This is a genomic window from Mesorhizobium sp. WSM4313, from assembly GCF_002294725.1.
Taxonomy (GTDB): domain Bacteria; phylum Pseudomonadota; class Alphaproteobacteria; order Rhizobiales; family Rhizobiaceae; genus Mesorhizobium.
Map to the genome: position 1 here is coordinate 426,998 of NZ_NSFT01000004.1, position 16,400 is coordinate 443,397.

The 16,400-nt window shown below is 63.1% G+C and carries 18 protein-coding genes and 2 tRNA genes; 6 read left to right on the top strand and 14 right to left on the bottom strand.

From position 1 onward, the window contains the following. Position 1 precedes the first annotated feature (1 nt). The 4 genes from CK219_RS12750 to CK219_RS32585 form a co-directional block, all read right to left on the bottom strand. A complete protein-coding gene (locus tag CK219_RS12750; RefSeq protein ID WP_141245331.1) occupies positions 2 to 724 on the bottom strand; it encodes a hypothetical protein in 723 nt (240 codons plus the stop codon). 65 nt (positions 725 to 789) lie between these two features. Continuing rightward, a tRNA-Pro gene (locus CK219_RS12755) sits at positions 790 to 866 on the bottom strand. 74 nt (positions 867 to 940) lie between these two features. After that, a complete protein-coding gene (locus tag CK219_RS12760) occupies positions 941 to 2,116 on the bottom strand; it encodes an NAD(P)/FAD-dependent oxidoreductase (RefSeq protein WP_095767196.1) in 1,176 nt (391 codons plus the stop codon). Between the two features lie 135 nt (positions 2,117 to 2,251). Further along, positions 2,252 to 3,220, bottom strand: a complete 969-nt coding sequence (locus CK219_RS32585; RefSeq protein ID WP_095767097.1) for an NAD(P)H-dependent oxidoreductase — start codon at positions 3,218 to 3,220, stop codon at positions 2,252 to 2,254. A 236-nt stretch (positions 3,221 to 3,456) separates the two neighbouring features. Here CK219_RS32585 and CK219_RS12770 point away from each other — a divergent pair, with 236 nt between their 5' ends. After that, complete coding sequence (locus CK219_RS12770) at positions 3,457 to 3,762, top strand: ETC complex I subunit (RefSeq protein WP_095767098.1); 306 nt, start codon at positions 3,457 to 3,459, stop codon at positions 3,760 to 3,762. A gap of 55 nt (positions 3,763 to 3,817) precedes the next feature. Then, a tRNA-Arg gene (locus CK219_RS12775) sits at positions 3,818 to 3,894 on the top strand. 43 nt (positions 3,895 to 3,937) lie between these two features. On the opposite strand, the gene CK219_RS12780 is transcribed toward CK219_RS12775, so the two are convergent. Together CK219_RS12780 and CK219_RS12785 are read right to left on the bottom strand one after the other, a co-directional pair. Further along, the gene (locus CK219_RS12780) at positions 3,938 to 4,789 is read right to left on the bottom strand and encodes a hypothetical protein (RefSeq protein WP_245340465.1); all 852 of its coding nucleotides are present in this window, start codon (positions 4,787 to 4,789) and stop codon (positions 3,938 to 3,940) included. A gap of 175 nt (positions 4,790 to 4,964) precedes the next feature. After that, positions 4,965 to 5,624: an FkbM family methyltransferase gene (locus tag CK219_RS12785; RefSeq protein WP_141245332.1), complete on the bottom strand. Its 660-nt coding sequence runs from the start codon at positions 5,622 to 5,624 to the stop codon at positions 4,965 to 4,967. 194 nt (positions 5,625 to 5,818) lie between these two features. Here CK219_RS12785 and CK219_RS32590 point away from each other — a divergent pair, with 194 nt between their 5' ends. Beyond that, positions 5,819 to 6,409 (top strand): CatB-related O-acetyltransferase, encoded by a 591-nt coding sequence (locus tag CK219_RS32590; protein WP_141245333.1) that lies wholly within the window; start codon positions 5,819 to 5,821, stop codon positions 6,407 to 6,409. A 9-nt stretch (positions 6,410 to 6,418) separates the two neighbouring features. Next, positions 6,419 to 7,384, top strand: a complete 966-nt coding sequence (locus CK219_RS12795; RefSeq protein WP_095767101.1) for a glycosyltransferase — start codon at positions 6,419 to 6,421, stop codon at positions 7,382 to 7,384. Between the two features lie 106 nt (positions 7,385 to 7,490). On the opposite strand, the gene CK219_RS12800 is transcribed toward CK219_RS12795, so the two are convergent. The 3 genes from CK219_RS12800 to CK219_RS12810 all read right to left on the bottom strand — a co-directional run bounded on the left by CK219_RS12800 (position 7,491) and on the right by CK219_RS12810 (position 8,509). Beyond that, positions 7,491 to 7,733, bottom strand: a complete 243-nt coding sequence (locus CK219_RS12800; RefSeq protein ID WP_095767102.1) for a DUF982 domain-containing protein — start codon at positions 7,731 to 7,733, stop codon at positions 7,491 to 7,493. Between the two features lie 228 nt (positions 7,734 to 7,961). Continuing rightward, positions 7,962 to 8,207, bottom strand: coding sequence for a DUF982 domain-containing protein (locus tag CK219_RS12805; RefSeq protein ID WP_095767103.1), 246 nt, complete (start codon positions 8,205 to 8,207; stop codon positions 7,962 to 7,964). A 107-nt stretch (positions 8,208 to 8,314) separates the two neighbouring features. Continuing rightward, on the bottom strand, positions 8,315 to 8,509 hold the full coding sequence (locus CK219_RS12810; protein ID WP_095767104.1) for a hypothetical protein: 195 nt from the start codon (positions 8,507 to 8,509) through the stop codon (positions 8,315 to 8,317). A 431-nt stretch (positions 8,510 to 8,940) separates the two neighbouring features. On the opposite strand from CK219_RS12810, the gene CK219_RS12815 reads away from it, so the two are divergent. After that, positions 8,941 to 9,300, top strand: coding sequence for a metalloregulator ArsR/SmtB family transcription factor (locus tag CK219_RS12815; protein ID WP_095767198.1), 360 nt, complete (start codon positions 8,941 to 8,943; stop codon positions 9,298 to 9,300). Between the two features lie 423 nt (positions 9,301 to 9,723). On the opposite strand, the gene CK219_RS12820 is transcribed toward CK219_RS12815, so the two are convergent. From CK219_RS12820 to CK219_RS12840, 5 genes are all read right to left on the bottom strand, one after another. Next, the gene (locus CK219_RS12820) at positions 9,724 to 10,530 is read right to left on the bottom strand and encodes an ABC transporter permease (RefSeq protein ID WP_095767105.1); all 807 of its coding nucleotides are present in this window, start codon (positions 10,528 to 10,530) and stop codon (positions 9,724 to 9,726) included. A 5-nt stretch (positions 10,531 to 10,535) separates the two neighbouring features. Next, entirely contained in the window at positions 10,536 to 11,369 is an 834-nt protein-coding gene (locus tag CK219_RS12825; RefSeq protein WP_095767106.1) for an ABC transporter permease, read from the bottom strand. Positions 11,370 to 11,390: 21 nt separating this feature from the next. Beyond that, the gene (locus tag CK219_RS12830) at positions 11,391 to 12,506 is read right to left on the bottom strand and encodes an ABC transporter substrate-binding protein (RefSeq protein ID WP_095767107.1); all 1,116 of its coding nucleotides are present in this window, start codon (positions 12,504 to 12,506) and stop codon (positions 11,391 to 11,393) included. A gap of 71 nt (positions 12,507 to 12,577) precedes the next feature. Beyond that, on the bottom strand, positions 12,578 to 13,672 hold the full coding sequence (locus CK219_RS12835; protein WP_095767108.1) for an ABC transporter ATP-binding protein: 1,095 nt from the start codon (positions 13,670 to 13,672) through the stop codon (positions 12,578 to 12,580). Positions 13,673 to 13,801: 129 nt separating this feature from the next. Further along, positions 13,802 to 14,698 carry a LysR substrate-binding domain-containing protein gene (locus CK219_RS12840; RefSeq protein WP_095767109.1) on the bottom strand — a complete coding sequence of 299 codons (897 nt, stop codon included), beginning with the start codon at positions 14,696 to 14,698 and terminating at the stop codon, positions 13,802 to 13,804. Positions 14,699 to 14,780: 82 nt separating this feature from the next. Here CK219_RS12840 and CK219_RS12845 point away from each other — a divergent pair, with 82 nt between their 5' ends. Further along, the gene (locus tag CK219_RS12845) at positions 14,781 to 16,373 is read left to right on the top strand and encodes an amidohydrolase (RefSeq protein ID WP_141245334.1); all 1,593 of its coding nucleotides are present in this window, start codon (positions 14,781 to 14,783) and stop codon (positions 16,371 to 16,373) included. The last annotated feature ends 27 nt before the right edge of the window (positions 16,374 to 16,400 follow it).

A 16,400-nucleotide genomic window follows, 5' to 3' on the forward strand; every position in this document is an offset into this window, starting at 1 on the left:
GCTAGGTCGGCTTTCCCTTGAGCCTGTCCCGTAGCCGGCGCAGTTGCCGCCGCCACCATGGCTTCGGCTTGCGCGGGACTAGGACCATCTTGCCGTCGATGACGGCGTCGTCCACCCAGTCATGCACCCGCATGCGCCAGCTGGTTGAGACGCGGGCAAGCAGGGAGAGCGGATCGCCGCCGCTGATCCGCACCAGTTCCGGATCCTTCAGCAAAAGGCAGAAATCGAAATCCTGGGCGATGAGCGCGCGCAGGAACACGATCTGGCGCCGCATGCGGTGGAAGTCGCTTCCCTGTCCGTTGACCATGCTGCGGGCGCCGATCCACTGATGAAGACGGGCGCCCCTTAGCGTTTCGGCGGGCGGGCGGAAGGAAACCTGTTGGCGCCCGTCTTCGATGCGGCTTGTCGGTGTCAGTGGATACCAGAAATCGAGTGGCGCGGGGATCGGCACCCTGACGCTGGCTTCGGCAAGCGCGGCTTCGCTTGCGCCACGCCTGAGGCAGATCGCACTCTGCGCCGCAAATCCCAGTTCAGCAAGCGCATCGAGCAGCAAGCTTCCGCCACCGATGGTGAAAGCCGCGTTGATGCGGTCGCTTATGAGGGGAGACCACAAGTCGCGCGGCACCCATGTCAGCCGCCGCCTGGCGCCATCCACGACGACGATGATGTCTGTGTTGGCGTCCCAATTGTCCCTGTCGAGGATCGCCACGACCACGGCTGCCAAATGAGAGCCCCCTCTGGCCAGATGCCGGGGCGGGACCGGCTTGGTTCTTTCCGGGAAGGAAATGATGGTCGGAGTGGCGTGATTCGAACACGCGACCCCCTGATCCCAAATCAGGTGCGCTACCAGGCTGCGCTACACTCCGACGTCTCGCGGCGTATAGGGGGCGCACGCCCGGAAGGCAACACAAAAACGAAGGTCAAAAAGCGACCGTTCGGCTCAGCGTTGCTGGCCGGCGATCTTCTTGGCGATCGCAGCGCCCTGGATCCTTGCATTGGCAAAGCAGCCGCGAATGCTCGGCCGCATGCCGGTGAACCAGAGTCCGGGCAGCTTCGGGTCGTTCGCGGCGCCGTTGAACAACGGCACGCCCTTGGCGTCGAGCACGCCGAGCCGGCCCAGCATCGTCTCCAGCCCCGTGCGGTAGCCGGTGGCGGCAATGACGATGTCGGGCGCGATCGTCTGGCCATTGTCCAGCACGACGCCGTCGCGCCTGAATTCGCGCAATTGCGGCACCACGATGATGCGTCCGGCCTTGATGGCATCGACCGCGCCGTCGTCGGCGGCGATCGCCGTATAGTCGGAGCCGAGCCGGCTTGCGCCGCCCGCCGGGGCGGGGGGCAGGCCGTGTTTGGTAAGGTCGCCGAACACCAGGCGCTGCGTTGCCGCCATCACCGCGTCCGCGAGCCTTGTCGGTAGGCTCGCCATGAGCGGCGATATGCGGTGCACGGCGATCTTGCCGATACGCTTGGGCAGCAGCGAAGGTCCGTTGCGCGCCGAAAGCCACATCTGGCCCGTCTCGACGCGGGAAAGATGGTTGAGCGCGTCGAAGCCGGAATTGCCGGCGCCGATCACCAGCACCGTCTTGCCGGCATAATCGCTCGCCCTGCCGAAATCGGCCGAGTGGATGATCGATCCCGAAAAATCCTCCATGCCTTTCCAGGCCGGGATGAAGGGTTGCCGGTCGCGCCCGGTGGCGATCACCACATAGCGCGCCGCCTTCAAGCCCGCGCTTGTCCGCAGCAGCCAGCGGTCGCCACGAAATTCGATCTCATCGACCTTGACGCCTAAGGCTATCGGCAGCCGGTGCCTCTCGGCGAAATCGTTGAGATGGCCGATGACGGCGCTGCGGTGCGGGAAGGCCGGCGTTCCTGCCGGAAAGGATACGCCCGGCAGCGAGGAAAGGTCGCGATGCGTGTTGAGGTGCAGGTTGTCGTGGCGGCGATGCCAGGGCTCGGCCAGCCGTTGCTCGCGTTCCAGGACCTGCACCGTCACACCGGCCTTGGCCAGCGCATAAGCGGCGGCAAGCCCGGCGGCGCCCGCGCCGATGACTATCGCGCCTTCCAGTATCGCTGGTTCGCCGACCCCCGACGGCAAGACTTTCGCTTCCGCGTCCATTGGTGTCTTTATCGTCGCCATCATGCCTTCAACTGGCACGGCCATGTATCTGACATATGCCGCTCACGTGCCAAAAGGAATAGGCGGATGTTGCGAGACGTCCGGCATTGTGTCGCGGATTTTTACAAGCGCCGGCTAATGAGCCGGGTCGGCGTGGCGATGCACCAGCTTGAACGCGCCATCCTCCAGCCGGAACACTTCCGTCACCCGCAGGGTCATCTCGGTCGCCTCGCCGTTCTTGCCGATGCGCGCCTTGGCGTGCTGCAAGCCGCTCCAGAAGGCCAAATCGCCGCTTGCCGAAGCCTGCAGCACCTCAAGGTCGGTGTTGCCGCCCTTGTGGAAGCTTGCAGCGTCGCGTTCGTAGCGGCCGGCGACCGCTTCGGCGCCTTCGAGATGGTCGCCGCGCGGCGAGAAAAACGTCGCCGGTCCGGCGTGGGTGACGATCGCCTTCAGCGAGGTGGCATCGCCATTGACATAGTCCTCGGCGATCTTCTCGCGCTGCTTCATGAAGGCATCGAAAGACGAGCCGCCGGGGTGCACCCTCCTGATCCAGCTTTCCAGGCCGGCCATGAAATTCTCGAGGAAGGCGGCGGTGTCGGCATTGGTGACGGCGCCCTTATCGTCGAGCAGCTCCGCGACATTGCCGATATAGGCCTCCGGCTGCTGCATCACGGGCATGTCGAGGAAGACGAAGGTCTGGCGTAGCGCATGGTTGGCGCCGAAAGCGCCGAGCTTGTGCGGTGTGACGCTGACAACGCCGGCGGGCAGGCCCTTGAACACGTTCTTGCCCGACGGCCGCGAGCCGACGTCAAGCGCATTCTTCAGGCAGCCCGGGATCGAGCGGTTGTATTCCGGGGTGACGAATAGCACCGCGTCGCACTCGCGTATCGCCGCTCGGAAGGTCGACCACGCCGCCGGCGGGCTGCCGCCGTCCAGATCCTCGTTGTAGAGGGGCAGGTCGCCGATCTCGATGAAGCGGCAGCGCATGGAATCCGGCGCGCGGGCGGCCAGCGCCTTGGCGATCTTGCGGCTGAAGGATTGGGCGCGCAGGCTGCCGACAAGCACGGCGAGCTGCAGGACGGCGTGTTCGGTTGCATGGGTCATGGCGAAACGTCCGTTTTGGTGGTGGCTCACGGGGAAAGGCGGCCCGGGTCGACCCGCCTCACATTTCGATAATGTCGCCGGCAAAGCGAGGTTCCCTGCGGCCAGGGCGCTTGCGGCCTTGCCGCCGCGGCCATTGCACAGTAATGACGGATTGGCGCGAGATCAGGGCTACCCATGGGATCCTCGGAGATGGCGCTGAACGAGGTGCCCGGTCTTCGGGCGGCAAAGAGGTGGTCATGTCCGCGCGCATTTTCAGTCCAGCCAAAACCGCGATGCAGTCCGGCAAGGCCAAGACCGGACATTGGGTGCTGGAATTCGATCCCGCCCAGCGCAAGAAGATCGACCCGCTGATGGGCTACACCACCTCGGGCGACATGTTGAGCCAGGTGAAGCTCACCTTCGAGACGAAGGAAGAGGCTGTGGCTTATGCCGAGAAGCAAAAGATCGCCTATCGCGTGGAAGAGCCGAAGGAAGCCAAGCGCCGGCAGATTTCCTATTCGGACAATTTCCGCTATGACCGCAGGACGCCCTGGACGCACTGACTCCCGGTCTTGCGTCGCCTGGCGTAACCCGCCTCAGCCGGCCCGGCCGGCCGACGGTCCCGTAGCTCAGCTGGATAGAGCACCGGCCTTCTAAGCCGATGGTCGCAGGTTCGAATCCTGCCGGGATCGCCATTTTGTTCAGTGGCTTATGAGATCCGGCCGGCTCCGGATCCGATCAGAAGTCGTTCACGGCCTGCCCGGCGGGGCCGCCGAGATAAGTGTTCCACACATAGTCCCGAAGCATTTCCCGGTGCTCCATCGTTCGATGGTGGTACCCTGGCCTTTCCGGGTATGACACGCCGGCGAGGTGAAAGAAGGCGCCGTCGATAAACTCATGCCGCCCGACCGCGCCCGCCATCGTCATCGGCCGCTGTTCCAGCGTTGCGACGGCGACATCCGCCTCGGCGAGTTTCGAATAGAGAACCGCCCAGTTTGCGCCGCCAGTGTCGAGGCCGAGGTTCAAGCGCGGCTCGAAGTTCAGCTTGCGATGGGCCACGGCGGAGAACCGATAAAAGCAGTAGCCTGCCCATAAATTCCAGTGCTGATCGCCCGGCTTGGCCTTGTAAACGTGATTTTCGGTGCCGTACGCCCTGCGGCCATATACGGCTTTGCCGTCCAGCTTGGACGGGATGTCGAACGGCGTTACCGGGAAGCAGTCATGATCGATGAAGCCGAAGAGCTCCGGCTTGAGGTGGCGCACGATGTTGTGGAAGGCCCATGTGATTGCAGTTCCGTGCGATCTCGACAGGTGCTTTTCGACCCGCATCGGCAGGGCAAGATAGGGCACGCCGCGCATCTTGCAGACATTGGCAATGACCTCCCTTGCCGCAATCTTCGTCGAATTGTCGACGACGACCAAGGTCATTCCTGGCGGTTGCATTTCCCACGCCTTCGTTAACGCGTCGATCACCCACGGCACGTTGAAGGCGACCGTGACGCACACGCGCGAGACCCCGGCCTCCTGCAATTCCTTCGCAAGAAGACGCCCGGATGCGCGCCCGCGATGCTCGAAGACGTTGTAGACCACCTGGTTCCTGAGCGCCCTTAACCGGATAACCGTCCGGCTTCGGCTCAGTCTGTCAACGAGCGGTTTGAATGCCAAAGCTGTCTCGCAATAGCTGTGTCCCGATGTTTTCTTTGCCCGGCGTCGCTGGGAAATCAAGCAGCTTGGAGCGTGGCCAGCAGGCGTTTGGGGCTTTGCTTCAGCCCCAATCCAAATCGATATTAGCGATATTCTCTCGCGAAATGCGTTCGCGAAGCGCTCGGATCCTGACGTCCAGATCGGGGGACAACCTCTCGTGGGTCTCGACCAAGATGCGGCCTATCGAACGATAGATTCCTTCGTCCAGCATGGCCTCGATGCACTCCACCTCGGCACCCTCGATGTCCATTTTCACAATAGCAATGGGGTCGCGAATTGCTTTCAGGAATTCCACCAAATCGACGACTTCGACTTCAAAAGCGCTTCCCTTCGCATGTGCGGGCACCTCGAATAGGGATGACCACTCTGTCATTCGGATGTTCTGAGTGTCCGGTCTCTGATGGAGAGTAGCCTTTCGCGCTGACCCGCCAACTGCTTTGGGAATGATCGTCACCCGTTTGTCGTCGCCGAACCGGCGCGTCAGCATTTTGAGCGCGGTTGGGTCGGGCTCGAAAGCTATTACCTTCATGCCATAGCTGAGGGCGTGCCGCGTGACGTCGCCGACATTGGCGCCAAGATCGATAAACAAGCCGTTTGGGGAGGTGGCTTTCATCAATTGATGAAAGTTGAATTCGGCTTGTCGCTTCGGGCGCGGCGGACGATGCCACCTGCGGTACAGATGCCAGCGCAGTATGAATTCGAGATAACTTTCCTGTAACACAGTCCACCCGCCTTTTGACCGAAGCGGGTATAATCTTGGCTGGATCGAGTATCAACCATGCCTTCACGACGCGACGGGAAGGTACAGTCGTTCGATTCGTTACCTGGTGCAAAGGAGCGACCCGTCACTGACCTCGCGCTTGCTACTTCGGCTTATGTACGGCTATGTCGCTGATGGGCTAGGGGAGGTTTGCGATGTCGACATTTTCCAAATGGCTGAGGGAAGTCCGTTCCAAACTGCCGGAGCATGTGACCGTTGGCCGTCACTCTTACGGTGTGAAAAGGCAGAAGATCATGTTTTCCTCGCAGGACGCTCCGCTGACAATAGGAGCCTTCTGCTCTGTTGCCGGGCGGGTGCTTTTCATGTGCTCCGGCCAGCACCCGACCGAGAGCGCAACCTCGTTTCCAATCTACAGCCGATTGCTGAAGCAGCCCGAGCCGATCCCCAATGGCGGCAAGCCGTCCGGCATCACCATCGGCAACGACGTCTGGATCGGCAATGGCGCGATGATCCTGCCGGGGGTGGAGATCGGCGATGGTGCAGTCGTCGGCGCCGGGGCCGTCGTCACCAAAAATGTGCCCCCCTATGCGATCGTCGGCGGGTCTCCTGCTCGGCTGATAAGATACCGCTTTCCCGAAGAGATCATCTCGAAGCTGCAGGCGATCCAATGGTGGCATTGGGACGATGACAAGGTCAAACGTGAGGCGGCCATGCTCACTGGCTCCATCGAAGCTTTCGTCGCGAAGCATTTTGTGGCAGGCACCGCCCTCAATCGGTCGGGGTAGACGGCAGCGATGACGAACTCCTGTTTTTTTATAGCGGCTGACGCCACTTATTTTCCTTATGCCTGCCTGGCGGCGCGCCGAATTTTGGATGTTTCAAAAAAACCGACGGACGGTTTCATTCTTCATCTTGGCGCCAGCGACGCCGACAAGAGCGTCGCCGATCGTCTGTTGAAGGATCGCGTCCGGGTGGTTGATGTAACTGAATCCATGGCCGCATCCAGCTACCGCTTTCGCCCAGGCAGCGTTGCGACGTTCATCCGGCTCTTTGTGGACCAGTTTGCGGAGTTTGCACCTTACGACCGCATAGCGCATATCGATTGCGACGTGCTTTTCAACCGGGACATTGCCGATCTTGTGGAGCAGCCTCTTCAGGCCGCATTGCTCGCAGCGCATGACGATTACATGTATTTCCGGCTAGCCTACCGGCAAAAAATGTCCATGCAGCCGGGCGCGCCGTACTTCAACGCCGGCATCATCGTCTTCAATATGCCGCCGGTGCGCGAACAGGGACTCATGCAGGAGGCTCGGAGACTCGCCGTCGAAGGCCAGATGAACGATCAAAATGCCCTGAACGTCGTCTTCGAGGGCAAATGGCAGACGATGCATCCCAACTGGAATTTGCAATCGCTTGGAACGAGAGAGTTTCGTTTCTCGCAAGCCTGGGCCAGGCATTTCGCGGGCGGTAAGCCGTGGGGCAATCAGGTCGGCGTCGAACTTGAAGCTCTCAGGATATGGCGCGACCTGGCAAAGGACACGCCTTGGGGCAAGCCGTTCGAGCAGCGCATACCCTTCGAGCGCGGCGTGATGAAGCGCTTCTTCCGGCGCTTCGATGCTGTTGCCGGTCTTTTCGGCAAGGACGTGCAGCGCCGCCGGGCCAGATATGACGGCACGAAGATGCATCAGCTCTACGCCCGGCAGGCGGATGAAGGAGCAATGGCGGTCCAGTTTCCCGAAGTGCTTGGCGATTTCGCCTGATCAGGCGTCGCTTCGCCCTCATTGAAAGCAAAGCCCGCCGCGGCAATGGGCAACCGCGACGGGCTTGGCGACGCCCCTGGTGGGACGCCATTGGAAAAATCGAGCGCTACGCCAGCAGGCCGGCGACCTTGGCTGCCTTGCGCAGTGTCTTGCGGGCTTCCACCGGGCTGCGCAGGCCATCGAGTGCATCGCGGCAGACACGGCTTGCCGAGCGCCAGGCGCCGCCGCGCGCCGGCCCCGGCCAGCGCTGGTCGAGGCATTCCATCGCCTCGAAACAGCTTGATACCTTGCGCTGGCCGTTTGGCTGGAAATCGATCACGACTGGTTCGGAAAACCAGACATCGTTCATCACTTCCTCCGTTCTTGTGATTGTCTTTTAGAGCAAGCAATCGGCGCCGGATGGGCGCCCGATGCAGGTTCGCGAGGCGATGCGGAACCCGCGCGTTAACCAATCATCGCGCATTAGGTTCCGAAGAATCTTAAGGTGGCGACAGGCCGCGTTCGGACCGGCTCATGGGCACCGGTTGGCGCGCGATCCGGGCCGCTAAATCGCGCGACCAAGGGCCTTCAAAACGCTCTATTCCACCAGCACATGCGCCTCGCGCGCGGCGACGATAAAGGCCTCCCTGGCGTTGTCCGCCGCGATGTCGCCGCGGATCGCCCGGCGGCAGGCGCGCAGCGCCGCGCCATGCAACGCGCTGCCGGCATCGCGCCATTGGCCGGTCAGCAGTTCGACGGCTTGCTCCGCGTTGGATATATGCCGGATAGAGCCGGAAACGCCGACGGCGACTTCGACCGGCCTGGAAAACCATCCCTGGATCATCGCGAAAGCTCTCCCGAAATATGTCGGAACACGAAATTTTGCCGCGTGGTTCCGATCCGGAACGTCAACTTACCGTGAAGCCGTCTCACGAAGGCGGCGCACGCCGTTCATCGGCCAAGCGGCCGCCGCGAAAGCTCCATCAATTCCGCCTCGTCGGTGATGCCCGCCATGTAATTGGCGATGATGCGCGAAGCGCGCGCTTCCTTCTGTTCGGCGGTCTCGCCCTCGACATTGCCGTTCGCGTAGACACGGCCAAGCATGGCCGTCTCGTCAGGGGTGAATGTGTTGCGCACCGCGGTCATGGCTTCCTCCTAATAGCCCGGCCCCTCTCTGCCCCGGCTAACATATTAGCATGCTTCAAGATCGGGAGTGAGTCGCCGGTACATAGCCGCAGGCCTCTTTGGTCAGCCGCCTCGCCCGGCCTGCTTCCGCGGCTGCGGCTGACCGCTGTTTTGTCGGGTCTCGTTATATTCTTGCCGAATGAGCATTGCGCTGATACGCATTAGCAGCACGGAATTTTTCCGAGTCTGCATTGACTTGCGGCGAGAAAAGCGCCGTGCGTTCTGTCCGAGACCAGCAACCCCGACGTGGTGGCAACCGGGTTACGAAGGGGTTCTGGTCGAAAAGAAGCAGGGCAGGTCCCGTCCAAATCGGGGCACGCCCGTCAACGCTCTGGAACTCCGAAGCCATTGCCCCCATGGCCTTCGGAAGAGCATGAACCATGGGGAAATCGATGGTCACCAAGAAACTTACCGCCAACGCAGAAAGCGCGGCAGCCTTTCTTGCGGTGATGGGCAACGAGAAGCGTCTGCTCATCATGAACTACCTCGCTGAGGGCGAACTCTCGGTCGGCGTGCTCGCCGACAAGGTCGAACTCAGCCAGTCGGCGCTGTCGCAACACCTGGCCAAACTGCGCAGGTTTGGTCTTGTCGAAACCCGCCGCGATCGTCAGATGGTCTATTATTCCTGCAAGTCTTCGGCAGCGCGCGAGCTTCTGACACTGCTCGATGGCCTGCTGACGACGGACAAGCCGCTTGCCGGACCGGCAAGGCAGGCCTTGGTCGAGAGGATGCGGCGGCCGCAGGCTGCCTGAGCTGCTTGCCATGCACGGACGAGGCCGGGGGGCCTTCGTCCGGCGCGACGCCTCGACGGCGCAGACTGAGTATAAGCGGACCGCATCGCGTCGCCGCCCACGTCTCCTTGAACAGCTCTTGCCAGGCCGCTCGCCGGCGGTTCATCACGTTTGTTTGAGAGGCGATGCGTCGAAGCCCGATATTCGCTGCAAGCCGCTGATAACACGTGGTTTCTCGTGTGACTGGGTGCGCGGCTCAGCCGAAGATTACGGATTTGTAAGTCGCCTGGCCGGGCGCTGTTGGTTAAATTCCAAGTCGATCCACACCCCCGGATCATGACGGCGCCAAGCTTCCACTTCGGCTCCGTAAGAGGCTCGCCGCTCCCGGCGGGCCTCTTTCGTTGCGGGTCGACGATGTGCCTTGCCGCCCAACGACGCCTCGCTCTAGCGTGCGCCGCGCTGCCTTGTGATGACGCTGCGCACGGCGAGCACCAGCACGGTGATAATGATCAGGATCACCGAGAGCGCGGCGATCGCCGGGTCGATGTTATCACGCAGGCCCATCCACATCAGGCGCGGCAGGGTGATGGCGTTGACCGAGGTGATGAACAGCGTCACGCCGATCTCTTCCCAGGAGAGCACGAAAGACAGCAGCGCCGCGGTGACGATGCCGAACTTGATGTTGGGCATGATGACGCGCGTCGCGCGCTCCCACACGCTGGCCCCGAGCCCGCGCGCGGCAAGGTCGATGCGCCGGTCGAGCTGGCTGAGCGACACGAGGATGAGCACCGTGGCGAAAGGCACGGTCATCACCGAATGCGCCATGGCGACGCCCAGCCAGGTATCATACCCGAAGAAGGAGGTGACGCCGGAAACCGAGGTGAGCAGGAAATAGAGCGTCACCGCCGAGACCACCGGCGGCACCACCATCGGCAACAGCACGAAGCCGACAAGGGCGGCGGTGAAGCGCGGCTGAAACATCCACACGCCGAGGCTGAAGGTGAGGGCAAGCACGGTGGAAAGGATGCTGCTGACGATGCCGATCCTGAGCGACAGCAGGATCGAGTCCAACCAGCGCGGATCCTCGATCAGCGAGCGGTAGTGGCGCAGCGACAGTTCACCCGTCGGCATGGTCAGCATCCGGCTCGGCGTCAGCGACACCGGGATGACGGCGAGCAACGGCATCAGCAGGAAGAGTGCCACCAGAACGGCGAGGAGCAGCGAGACGGGGCCGGGCCGGTAGGTCGGCATCTTGGCTACACCAATTGCTTCGGTTTGACGTAGCGGAACAGCAGCGCCATCAGCGCGCCGACGAACACCACCAGCACGACGCTGATCGCCGCGCCCAGCCCCCAGTCCGGGCTCTGGAAGATGCGCAGGTAAATGAGCTCCGCGATCATGACGCTGCGGCCGCCGCCGAGGATTGCCGGCGTGACGAAGAAGCCCAGCGAGAAGACGAAGGTGATCAGCGCCGAGCCGATGATGCCGGAGCGCGTCATCGGCACGAACACCGTCCAGAAGGTACGCATGCGGCTGGAGCCAAGGCCACGCGCCGCGAGCAGCACGCGCTCGTCCAGGCTGCGCATGGCGGATGCCAGCGGGAACACCGCGAAAGGAATGAGAAAATGCGACATGCCGACGATGACGCCGAACTCGTTGCGCACCAAAGTCAGCGGCTCCGAGATGAAGCCGACCGATTGCAGCCAGGTGTTGATCAGGCCGCGGTTGGAGAGCAGCGCGACCCAGCCGAAGGCGCGCGTCAGCACCGAGATCCAGAAAGGCACCAGGATGCAGAACTCGGCCAGCACACGCTGCACCGGACTGCCGCGCACCCAGACCACGGTGATGGCATAGGCGGCGGTGACCGAGACCACGGTGACGATCGCCGCGATGCGCAGCGTGCGGATGAACACCGACTGCACCAGGTCGTCGGTGAGCAAAGCGTGGTACTGGCCGAGGCCTGGTGTTGGGAGGGTAAAACTCCACTTCACCACGCCGAGGAAGGGCCAGGCATAGGCAAGGATCAAAAACAGGAGCAGCGGCGCCATCAACAGCGCCGCGCCCATCCTGTCGGAGAGGGGGCCTCTCATCGGTCAGAAATCTCGGCCTGATCAGGCCGAGATGATCTTGGTGTATTCGTCGAGCGCGGCGCCGTAATTCTTGGCGTACCACTCCATGTCGAGCGGGATCTGCTTCTTCATGTTGTCCGGATCGACCGGGTTGATGCGCTTCTTGTCGGCCGGGATCAGCGCATCGGCCGCCGGATTGGCCGGGCCCTGTCCGAGCTTGTCGAACATCACCAGCTCCTTCTGCGGATCCTGGGTGCTGGCGATGAACTTCATCGCCGCGTCCTTGCCGCCGGGATTGTTCTTCAGCACCGCCAGCGCGCCGGGCGAGATCAGGCCCTGGTCCCAGATGAACTTGATCTGGCCGCCGGAGTCCTGCTCGATCAACGAGGCGCGGGTCGACCATACGATCGCCATCGAGGCTTCGCCGTTGAGCAATACGCTCTGGCTTTCGGCGCCGCCGCCCCAATAGGAGACGACGTTTTCCTTGAAGGCGGCGATCTTGTCATGCGCGCGCTTCAGGTCCAGCGGATAGAGCGAGGCGGGTGCCACACCGTCTGCCAGCAGCGCCGCTTCCCAGCTCGACACGCCCCATTTGTAGAGCGAGCGCTTGCCGGGGAATTTCTTCACGTCGAAGAAGTCGGCCATGCCGGTCGGCGCGTTGGAGCCGAATTTCTGCGAGTCATAGGCGATCACATAGGAGAAGAAGTAGGTCGAGGCGGCATATTCCCAGCCGAAGCCCGGCCGCATCTTGCTCTTGTCGACGACCTTGTAGTCGATCGGCTCGAGCATGCCCTGGCCGCCGAGTGTGATGGCCGAGAACGGATCGACGTCGACCAGGTCCCAGGTCGGCGCGCCGCTCTTGTACTGCGCGGCGATAGCACCTTCGGTCGGGCCGGAGCCGTCCATCTTGACCGGGATGCCTGTTTCCTTGGTGAAGGCCTGGCCGTAAGCGGCATCGTAAGCCGTTATGGCGTCGCCGCCCCAGTTCACCAGCACCAGCCCTTTGGTCTCGGCTTGAGCGCCGGTCGAGCGCAAAAGCATCGGCGTGCCGGCGAGCACGAGGCCCGCAAGCTGCGCGAACTGCCGGCGCGAGATCTCGCCGCGCTTGGTCCGCTCGGCGAGGGATTTGATCGTCTGTTTCTTGGTTTCGTTCGTCATGTCAGTTCCCCTTGTTGTCGTTGATTTTGAACCGGAAGCCGGGCGGCGAATTAAGGCCGCGGCGGCGCTCTCTATTGTCCTCCGTCCGGAAGGAGGAAACCCTTTTCCGCCGGCCAGGTCAGCCAGACGGAATTGCCTTTGCTCAGCGCCGCGGCCGCGACCTCGTTCGGCACCGATACGGTGACCTTGGCGCCCTGGCGCGTGGTGAGGTCGAGCTTGGTCGCGGCACCGAGATAAGTCGAGGCGACGGCCGTCGCAGCAATGCCGTTTTGGTTGGCGAACGCTTCCGGCGCGATCGACATGTCCTCGGGGCGGATGGCGAGGATGGCGTCGCCTTTGATCGCCTCGGCCTTGCAGCGCATGTTGACCGCGCGGTCTTCGCAGAGCCCGGTCGCGCCATTGTCGGCGGGGCGCACGCCTTTCACCGGCAGCATGTTGATCTCGCCCAGGAACTCGGCGACGAAGCGGTTGGTCGGCCGGTTATAAACCTCGTCTGGCCTGCCGACCTGCAACAGCTTGCCATGATTGAAGATGGCGACGCGCGACGACAGCGCCAGCGCCTCGCTCTGGTCGTGCGTGACGAAAACGAAGGTGGTGCCGGTCTCCTGGTGCAGCCGCTTCATCTCGGCCTGCATCTGGCCGCGCAGGCTCTTGTCCAGCGCCGAGAACGGCTCGTCGAGCAAGAGCACCCCCGGCTCGAACACCAGCGCGCGGGCCAGCGCCACGCGCTGCTGCTGGCCGCCGGAAAGCTGCGCCGGCAGCTTCTTCTCGTGGCCCTTGAGACCGACGCGTTCGATCATCTCGCCGACAAGGTTTTTGATCTCTGCGGCGGATTTCTTGCGCACCTTGAGCGGGAAGGCGATGTTCTGCTCGACGCTCATATGCGGGAACAAAGCATAGCCCTGGAACACCATGCCGGCGGCGCGTTGCTCGGCCGGCCGGTTGGTGATGTCGACACCGTCGCTGAAAAGCTTGCCTTCGCTCGGCTGCACGAAGCCGGCGAGGATCATCAGGAAGGTGGTCTTGCCGGAACCGGATGGTCCGAGCAGCGTGAGGAATTCGCCGCGGCCGATATCGAGCGTCAGATTATCGAGCGCCCGGAACGAGCCGAAGCTCTTGCCGATCCCGTTCGCCTTGATCTCTGCGGCCCGGCCGGGTTGCTGCATCCTGCCTCTATCCTCACCGTCAAGCCAAATCGTAGGCACGGCTGCGGCTCACCGCAACCGAATAGTTTTCGCCTGATCGGCAAATTTGATTCACGCGTGGTGCGGAGCGGCGACGCGGCAGCGCCCATCTCAATACTTAGCCAGACTGCTCTCCGACAGCTTCGCCCTCAGCCAGTCGCCGAAGGCATTGAGCACCGGGTGCCCCGCCTTGGCGTGCTCGAAGACCAGAAAATAGGAGCGCGGCGACGGGACGGTCGCCTCGAACGGCTTGACCAGCCGGCCCTCGCTCAGCGCCTGGCGGCCGGTCAGCTCGTCGCCGAGCGCAATCCCCTGGCCGGCGATTGCCGCCGAAAAGACCAGATTCATATCGGAAAAGAAGATGCCGCCTTCGGTATCGGGATTTTCAACCTTGGACAGCGCCAGCCAGCGCGCCCAGTCCTCGGTGTCGGAAAGATGCAGGAGGTTGGCGCGCAGCACGTCGGCGGGTTTGGAAAAACCGCCGACCTTGTTGAGCAGTCTCGGGCTGCAAAGCGGCGTGAAGGAGACTTCGCACAGCAGTTCCACCGCCCGGTTCGGCCAGTTGCCGACGCCGAAGGCGATGAAGGCGTCGGCATCCGGATTGCTGACATCGTCGAGCCGCCGCGGCGTGAGCACCGAGAGCGTCACGTCCGGATACATCTGCTGGAACTCGCCGATATGCGTGCACAGGAACATCGAGGCGAAGCCCGGCGGGCAGGAGATAGCGAAGGAGCCGCCGACGCCGGCGCCGCTGTTCTGAGTCCTCGCATCGCCAAGCACGGTCAGCGCCTTTCGGACGTCGGCCGCGTAGCGCTGGCCGCGCGGCGTCAGCGCCACGCCCTTGCCGATGCGCTGCAGGAGATCGAAGCCGAGGTCGCGCTCAAGCAGCCTCAGCTGATGCGAAACCGCGCTGCGGGTGAGGTGGAGTTCGTCGGCGGCGCGCCAGACGCTGCCGTGACGGGCGAAGCTGTCGAGGGCGCGCAGCGCCTGCGTGGATGGTATTCGCAAGAGGCCTCAGGTGAACCGAATTTGCACGAGCCGGGAAAACATATCACTTTTTGATGCGCGGCTTCACTGCTTTCTTTTAAGCATGGACAAACCGGTGACGACTTCAGCGCAAGAAACCGCGCTTGCCTGCATCGACAGCATCCAGCCGCTGCTCTCGGCCTGGACACGCACCATCTTCGATTTCGGCGAGACCGCCTGGCGCGAGTACCAGTCGGCGGCCTGGTATGTGGATCGGCTGAAGCGCGAGGGCTTCTCGGTCGAGGAAGGCTCGGGCGGCATGCCCACGGCCTTCTGCGCCCATTGGACGAATGGCGACGGCCCCGTGATCGGCATGTATGGCGAATACGACGCCGTGCCCGGCAATTGCCAGGACGCAGCGACGGTGAAACGCGCGCGGCCGGGCCTTGGGCAGGAGGCGGGTGGCCATACCGATCCGCATTCGGGCCTCGGCATCGGCAGCCTCGGCGGGCTTTTGGCCACCAAGGCGGCGATGCTGGAGCACGGCATCACGGGCGCGCTGCGCTTCACCGGCGAGCCGGCCGAGAAGGTGCGGGGCTCCAAGCCGATCCATGCTGCCAAGGGCTATTATGACGGCCTTGCCGGCATGATCTCCTTCCATCCCTTCTACATGCTGCCGCTCTGCAACACCGCGCGGTGGGACACGCATTGCGGCGCCGCCTATGCGATGATCTACCGCTTCATCTGCGACGAACCGGAAAATTGGGTTCGCGCCAGCGACGCAGCACCCATCCCGCAGGCGCATTCGGCGGTCAGGGCGCCCGGCGCCAATGACGCGCTGATGATGATGTACATGGCGTCCAAGGCGCTGCGCGATTCCATGCTCACGCATCAAGGCGGCTGGTCGATCAGCGAGGCGATCCTGACGGCAGGGCAGGCGACCGCCGACAACCTTCCGGCCGGCCTTGCCGAGATCCAGTACATGATCCGCGTGCCGACCATTGCCATGGCCGAGCAGGTGACTACCGTTCTCGACCGCAACGCGCAAGCCGCGGCGAAGATGAGCGGCTGCCGCTACGAGCGCCATTGGGTGTCGAAGTCGCGACCCGGTCTCGCCAACCACGCCATGGCCGACATCACCTATCAGTCACTCTCGATGGTCGGCGCGCCGCGCTGGAGCGAGGAGGCGAGGGCGATCGCCCGCGAGGTCCAGGTCAATGCAGGCGGCGAGGCGACGGAAAATCCGTTCATCGACGAGCTGGAACAGCTGATTTCGCCGCAAGAGGCCGAAGCGATCCTGCGCCGCGATCTGCCGCCATCGCAGGTTAATTCCACTTCCGACGATTACACCGACATGAGCTGGCATGCGCCGACATCGCGTTTCTACATCGCCCGTCCGGCGCTGCGCGCAGCCGCCGGCTACACCTATCCGGCCTGGGCGATGAATGCGCTGGGCGGCATCCCCGCCACCATCGATCCGATGGTCACCTGCGCCGCCAAGACGGTGGCGCTGACGGCGCTGCGCCTGCTGGAAGACAAGGCCGCGCGTGACGCTGCCATGGACGAGTTCGTCAGGCGAACCGGCGGAGGGGTCGGCGGCTCGAACTGGATCGCGCCGCTCTGCGACTACGAACCGCCGATCAACTTCCGCTGGCCCGAATATGTCACCACGCCGCGCGGGCGCGACTGGTGGATCCCGGCCGCCTCCATCTCATGACACGAAACAAACCATCCCGAGGAGAAC

What these genes read in the sequence shown, in the direction of transcription:
- CK219_RS12830 (WP_095767107.1), bottom strand. Translation starts at nt 12,506, where the DNA reads ATGACGAACGAAACCAAGAAACAGACGATCAAATCCCTCGCCGAGCGG.
- CK219_RS12770 (WP_095767098.1), top strand. Translation starts at nt 3,457, where the DNA reads ATGTCCGCGCGCATTTTCAGTCCAGCCAAAACCGCGATGCAGTCCGGC.
- CK219_RS12820 (WP_095767105.1), bottom strand. Translation starts at nt 10,530, where the DNA reads ATGCCGACCTACCGGCCCGGCCCCGTCTCGCTGCTCCTCGCCGTTCTG.
- CK219_RS12760 (WP_095767196.1), bottom strand. Translation starts at nt 2,116, where the DNA reads ATGGACGCGGAAGCGAAAGTCTTGCCGTCGGGGGTCGGCGAACCAGCG.
- CK219_RS12805 (WP_095767103.1), bottom strand. Translation starts at nt 8,207, where the DNA reads ATGATCCAGGGATGGTTTTCCAGGCCGGTCGAAGTCGCCGTCGGCGTT.
- CK219_RS12825 (WP_095767106.1), bottom strand. Translation starts at nt 11,369, where the DNA reads ATGAGAGGCCCCCTCTCCGACAGGATGGGCGCGGCGCTGTTGATGGCG.
- CK219_RS32590 (WP_141245333.1), top strand. Translation starts at nt 5,819, where the DNA reads ATGTCGACATTTTCCAAATGGCTGAGGGAAGTCCGTTCCAAACTGCCG.
- CK219_RS12815 (WP_095767198.1), top strand. Translation starts at nt 8,941, where the DNA reads ATGGTCACCAAGAAACTTACCGCCAACGCAGAAAGCGCGGCAGCCTTT.
- CK219_RS12800 (WP_095767102.1), bottom strand. Translation starts at nt 7,733, where the DNA reads ATGAACGATGTCTGGTTTTCCGAACCAGTCGTGATCGATTTCCAGCCA.
- CK219_RS32585 (WP_095767097.1), bottom strand. Translation starts at nt 3,220, where the DNA reads ATGACCCATGCAACCGAACACGCCGTCCTGCAGCTCGCCGTGCTTGTC.
- CK219_RS12845 (WP_141245334.1), top strand. Translation starts at nt 14,781, where the DNA reads ATGGACAAACCGGTGACGACTTCAGCGCAAGAAACCGCGCTTGCCTGC.
- CK219_RS12795 (WP_095767101.1), top strand. Translation starts at nt 6,419, where the DNA reads ATGACGAACTCCTGTTTTTTTATAGCGGCTGACGCCACTTATTTTCCT.
- CK219_RS12810 (WP_095767104.1), bottom strand. Translation starts at nt 8,509, where the DNA reads ATGACCGCGGTGCGCAACACATTCACCCCTGACGAGACGGCCATGCTT.
- CK219_RS12835 (WP_095767108.1), bottom strand. Translation starts at nt 13,672, where the DNA reads ATGCAGCAACCCGGCCGGGCCGCAGAGATCAAGGCGAACGGGATCGGC.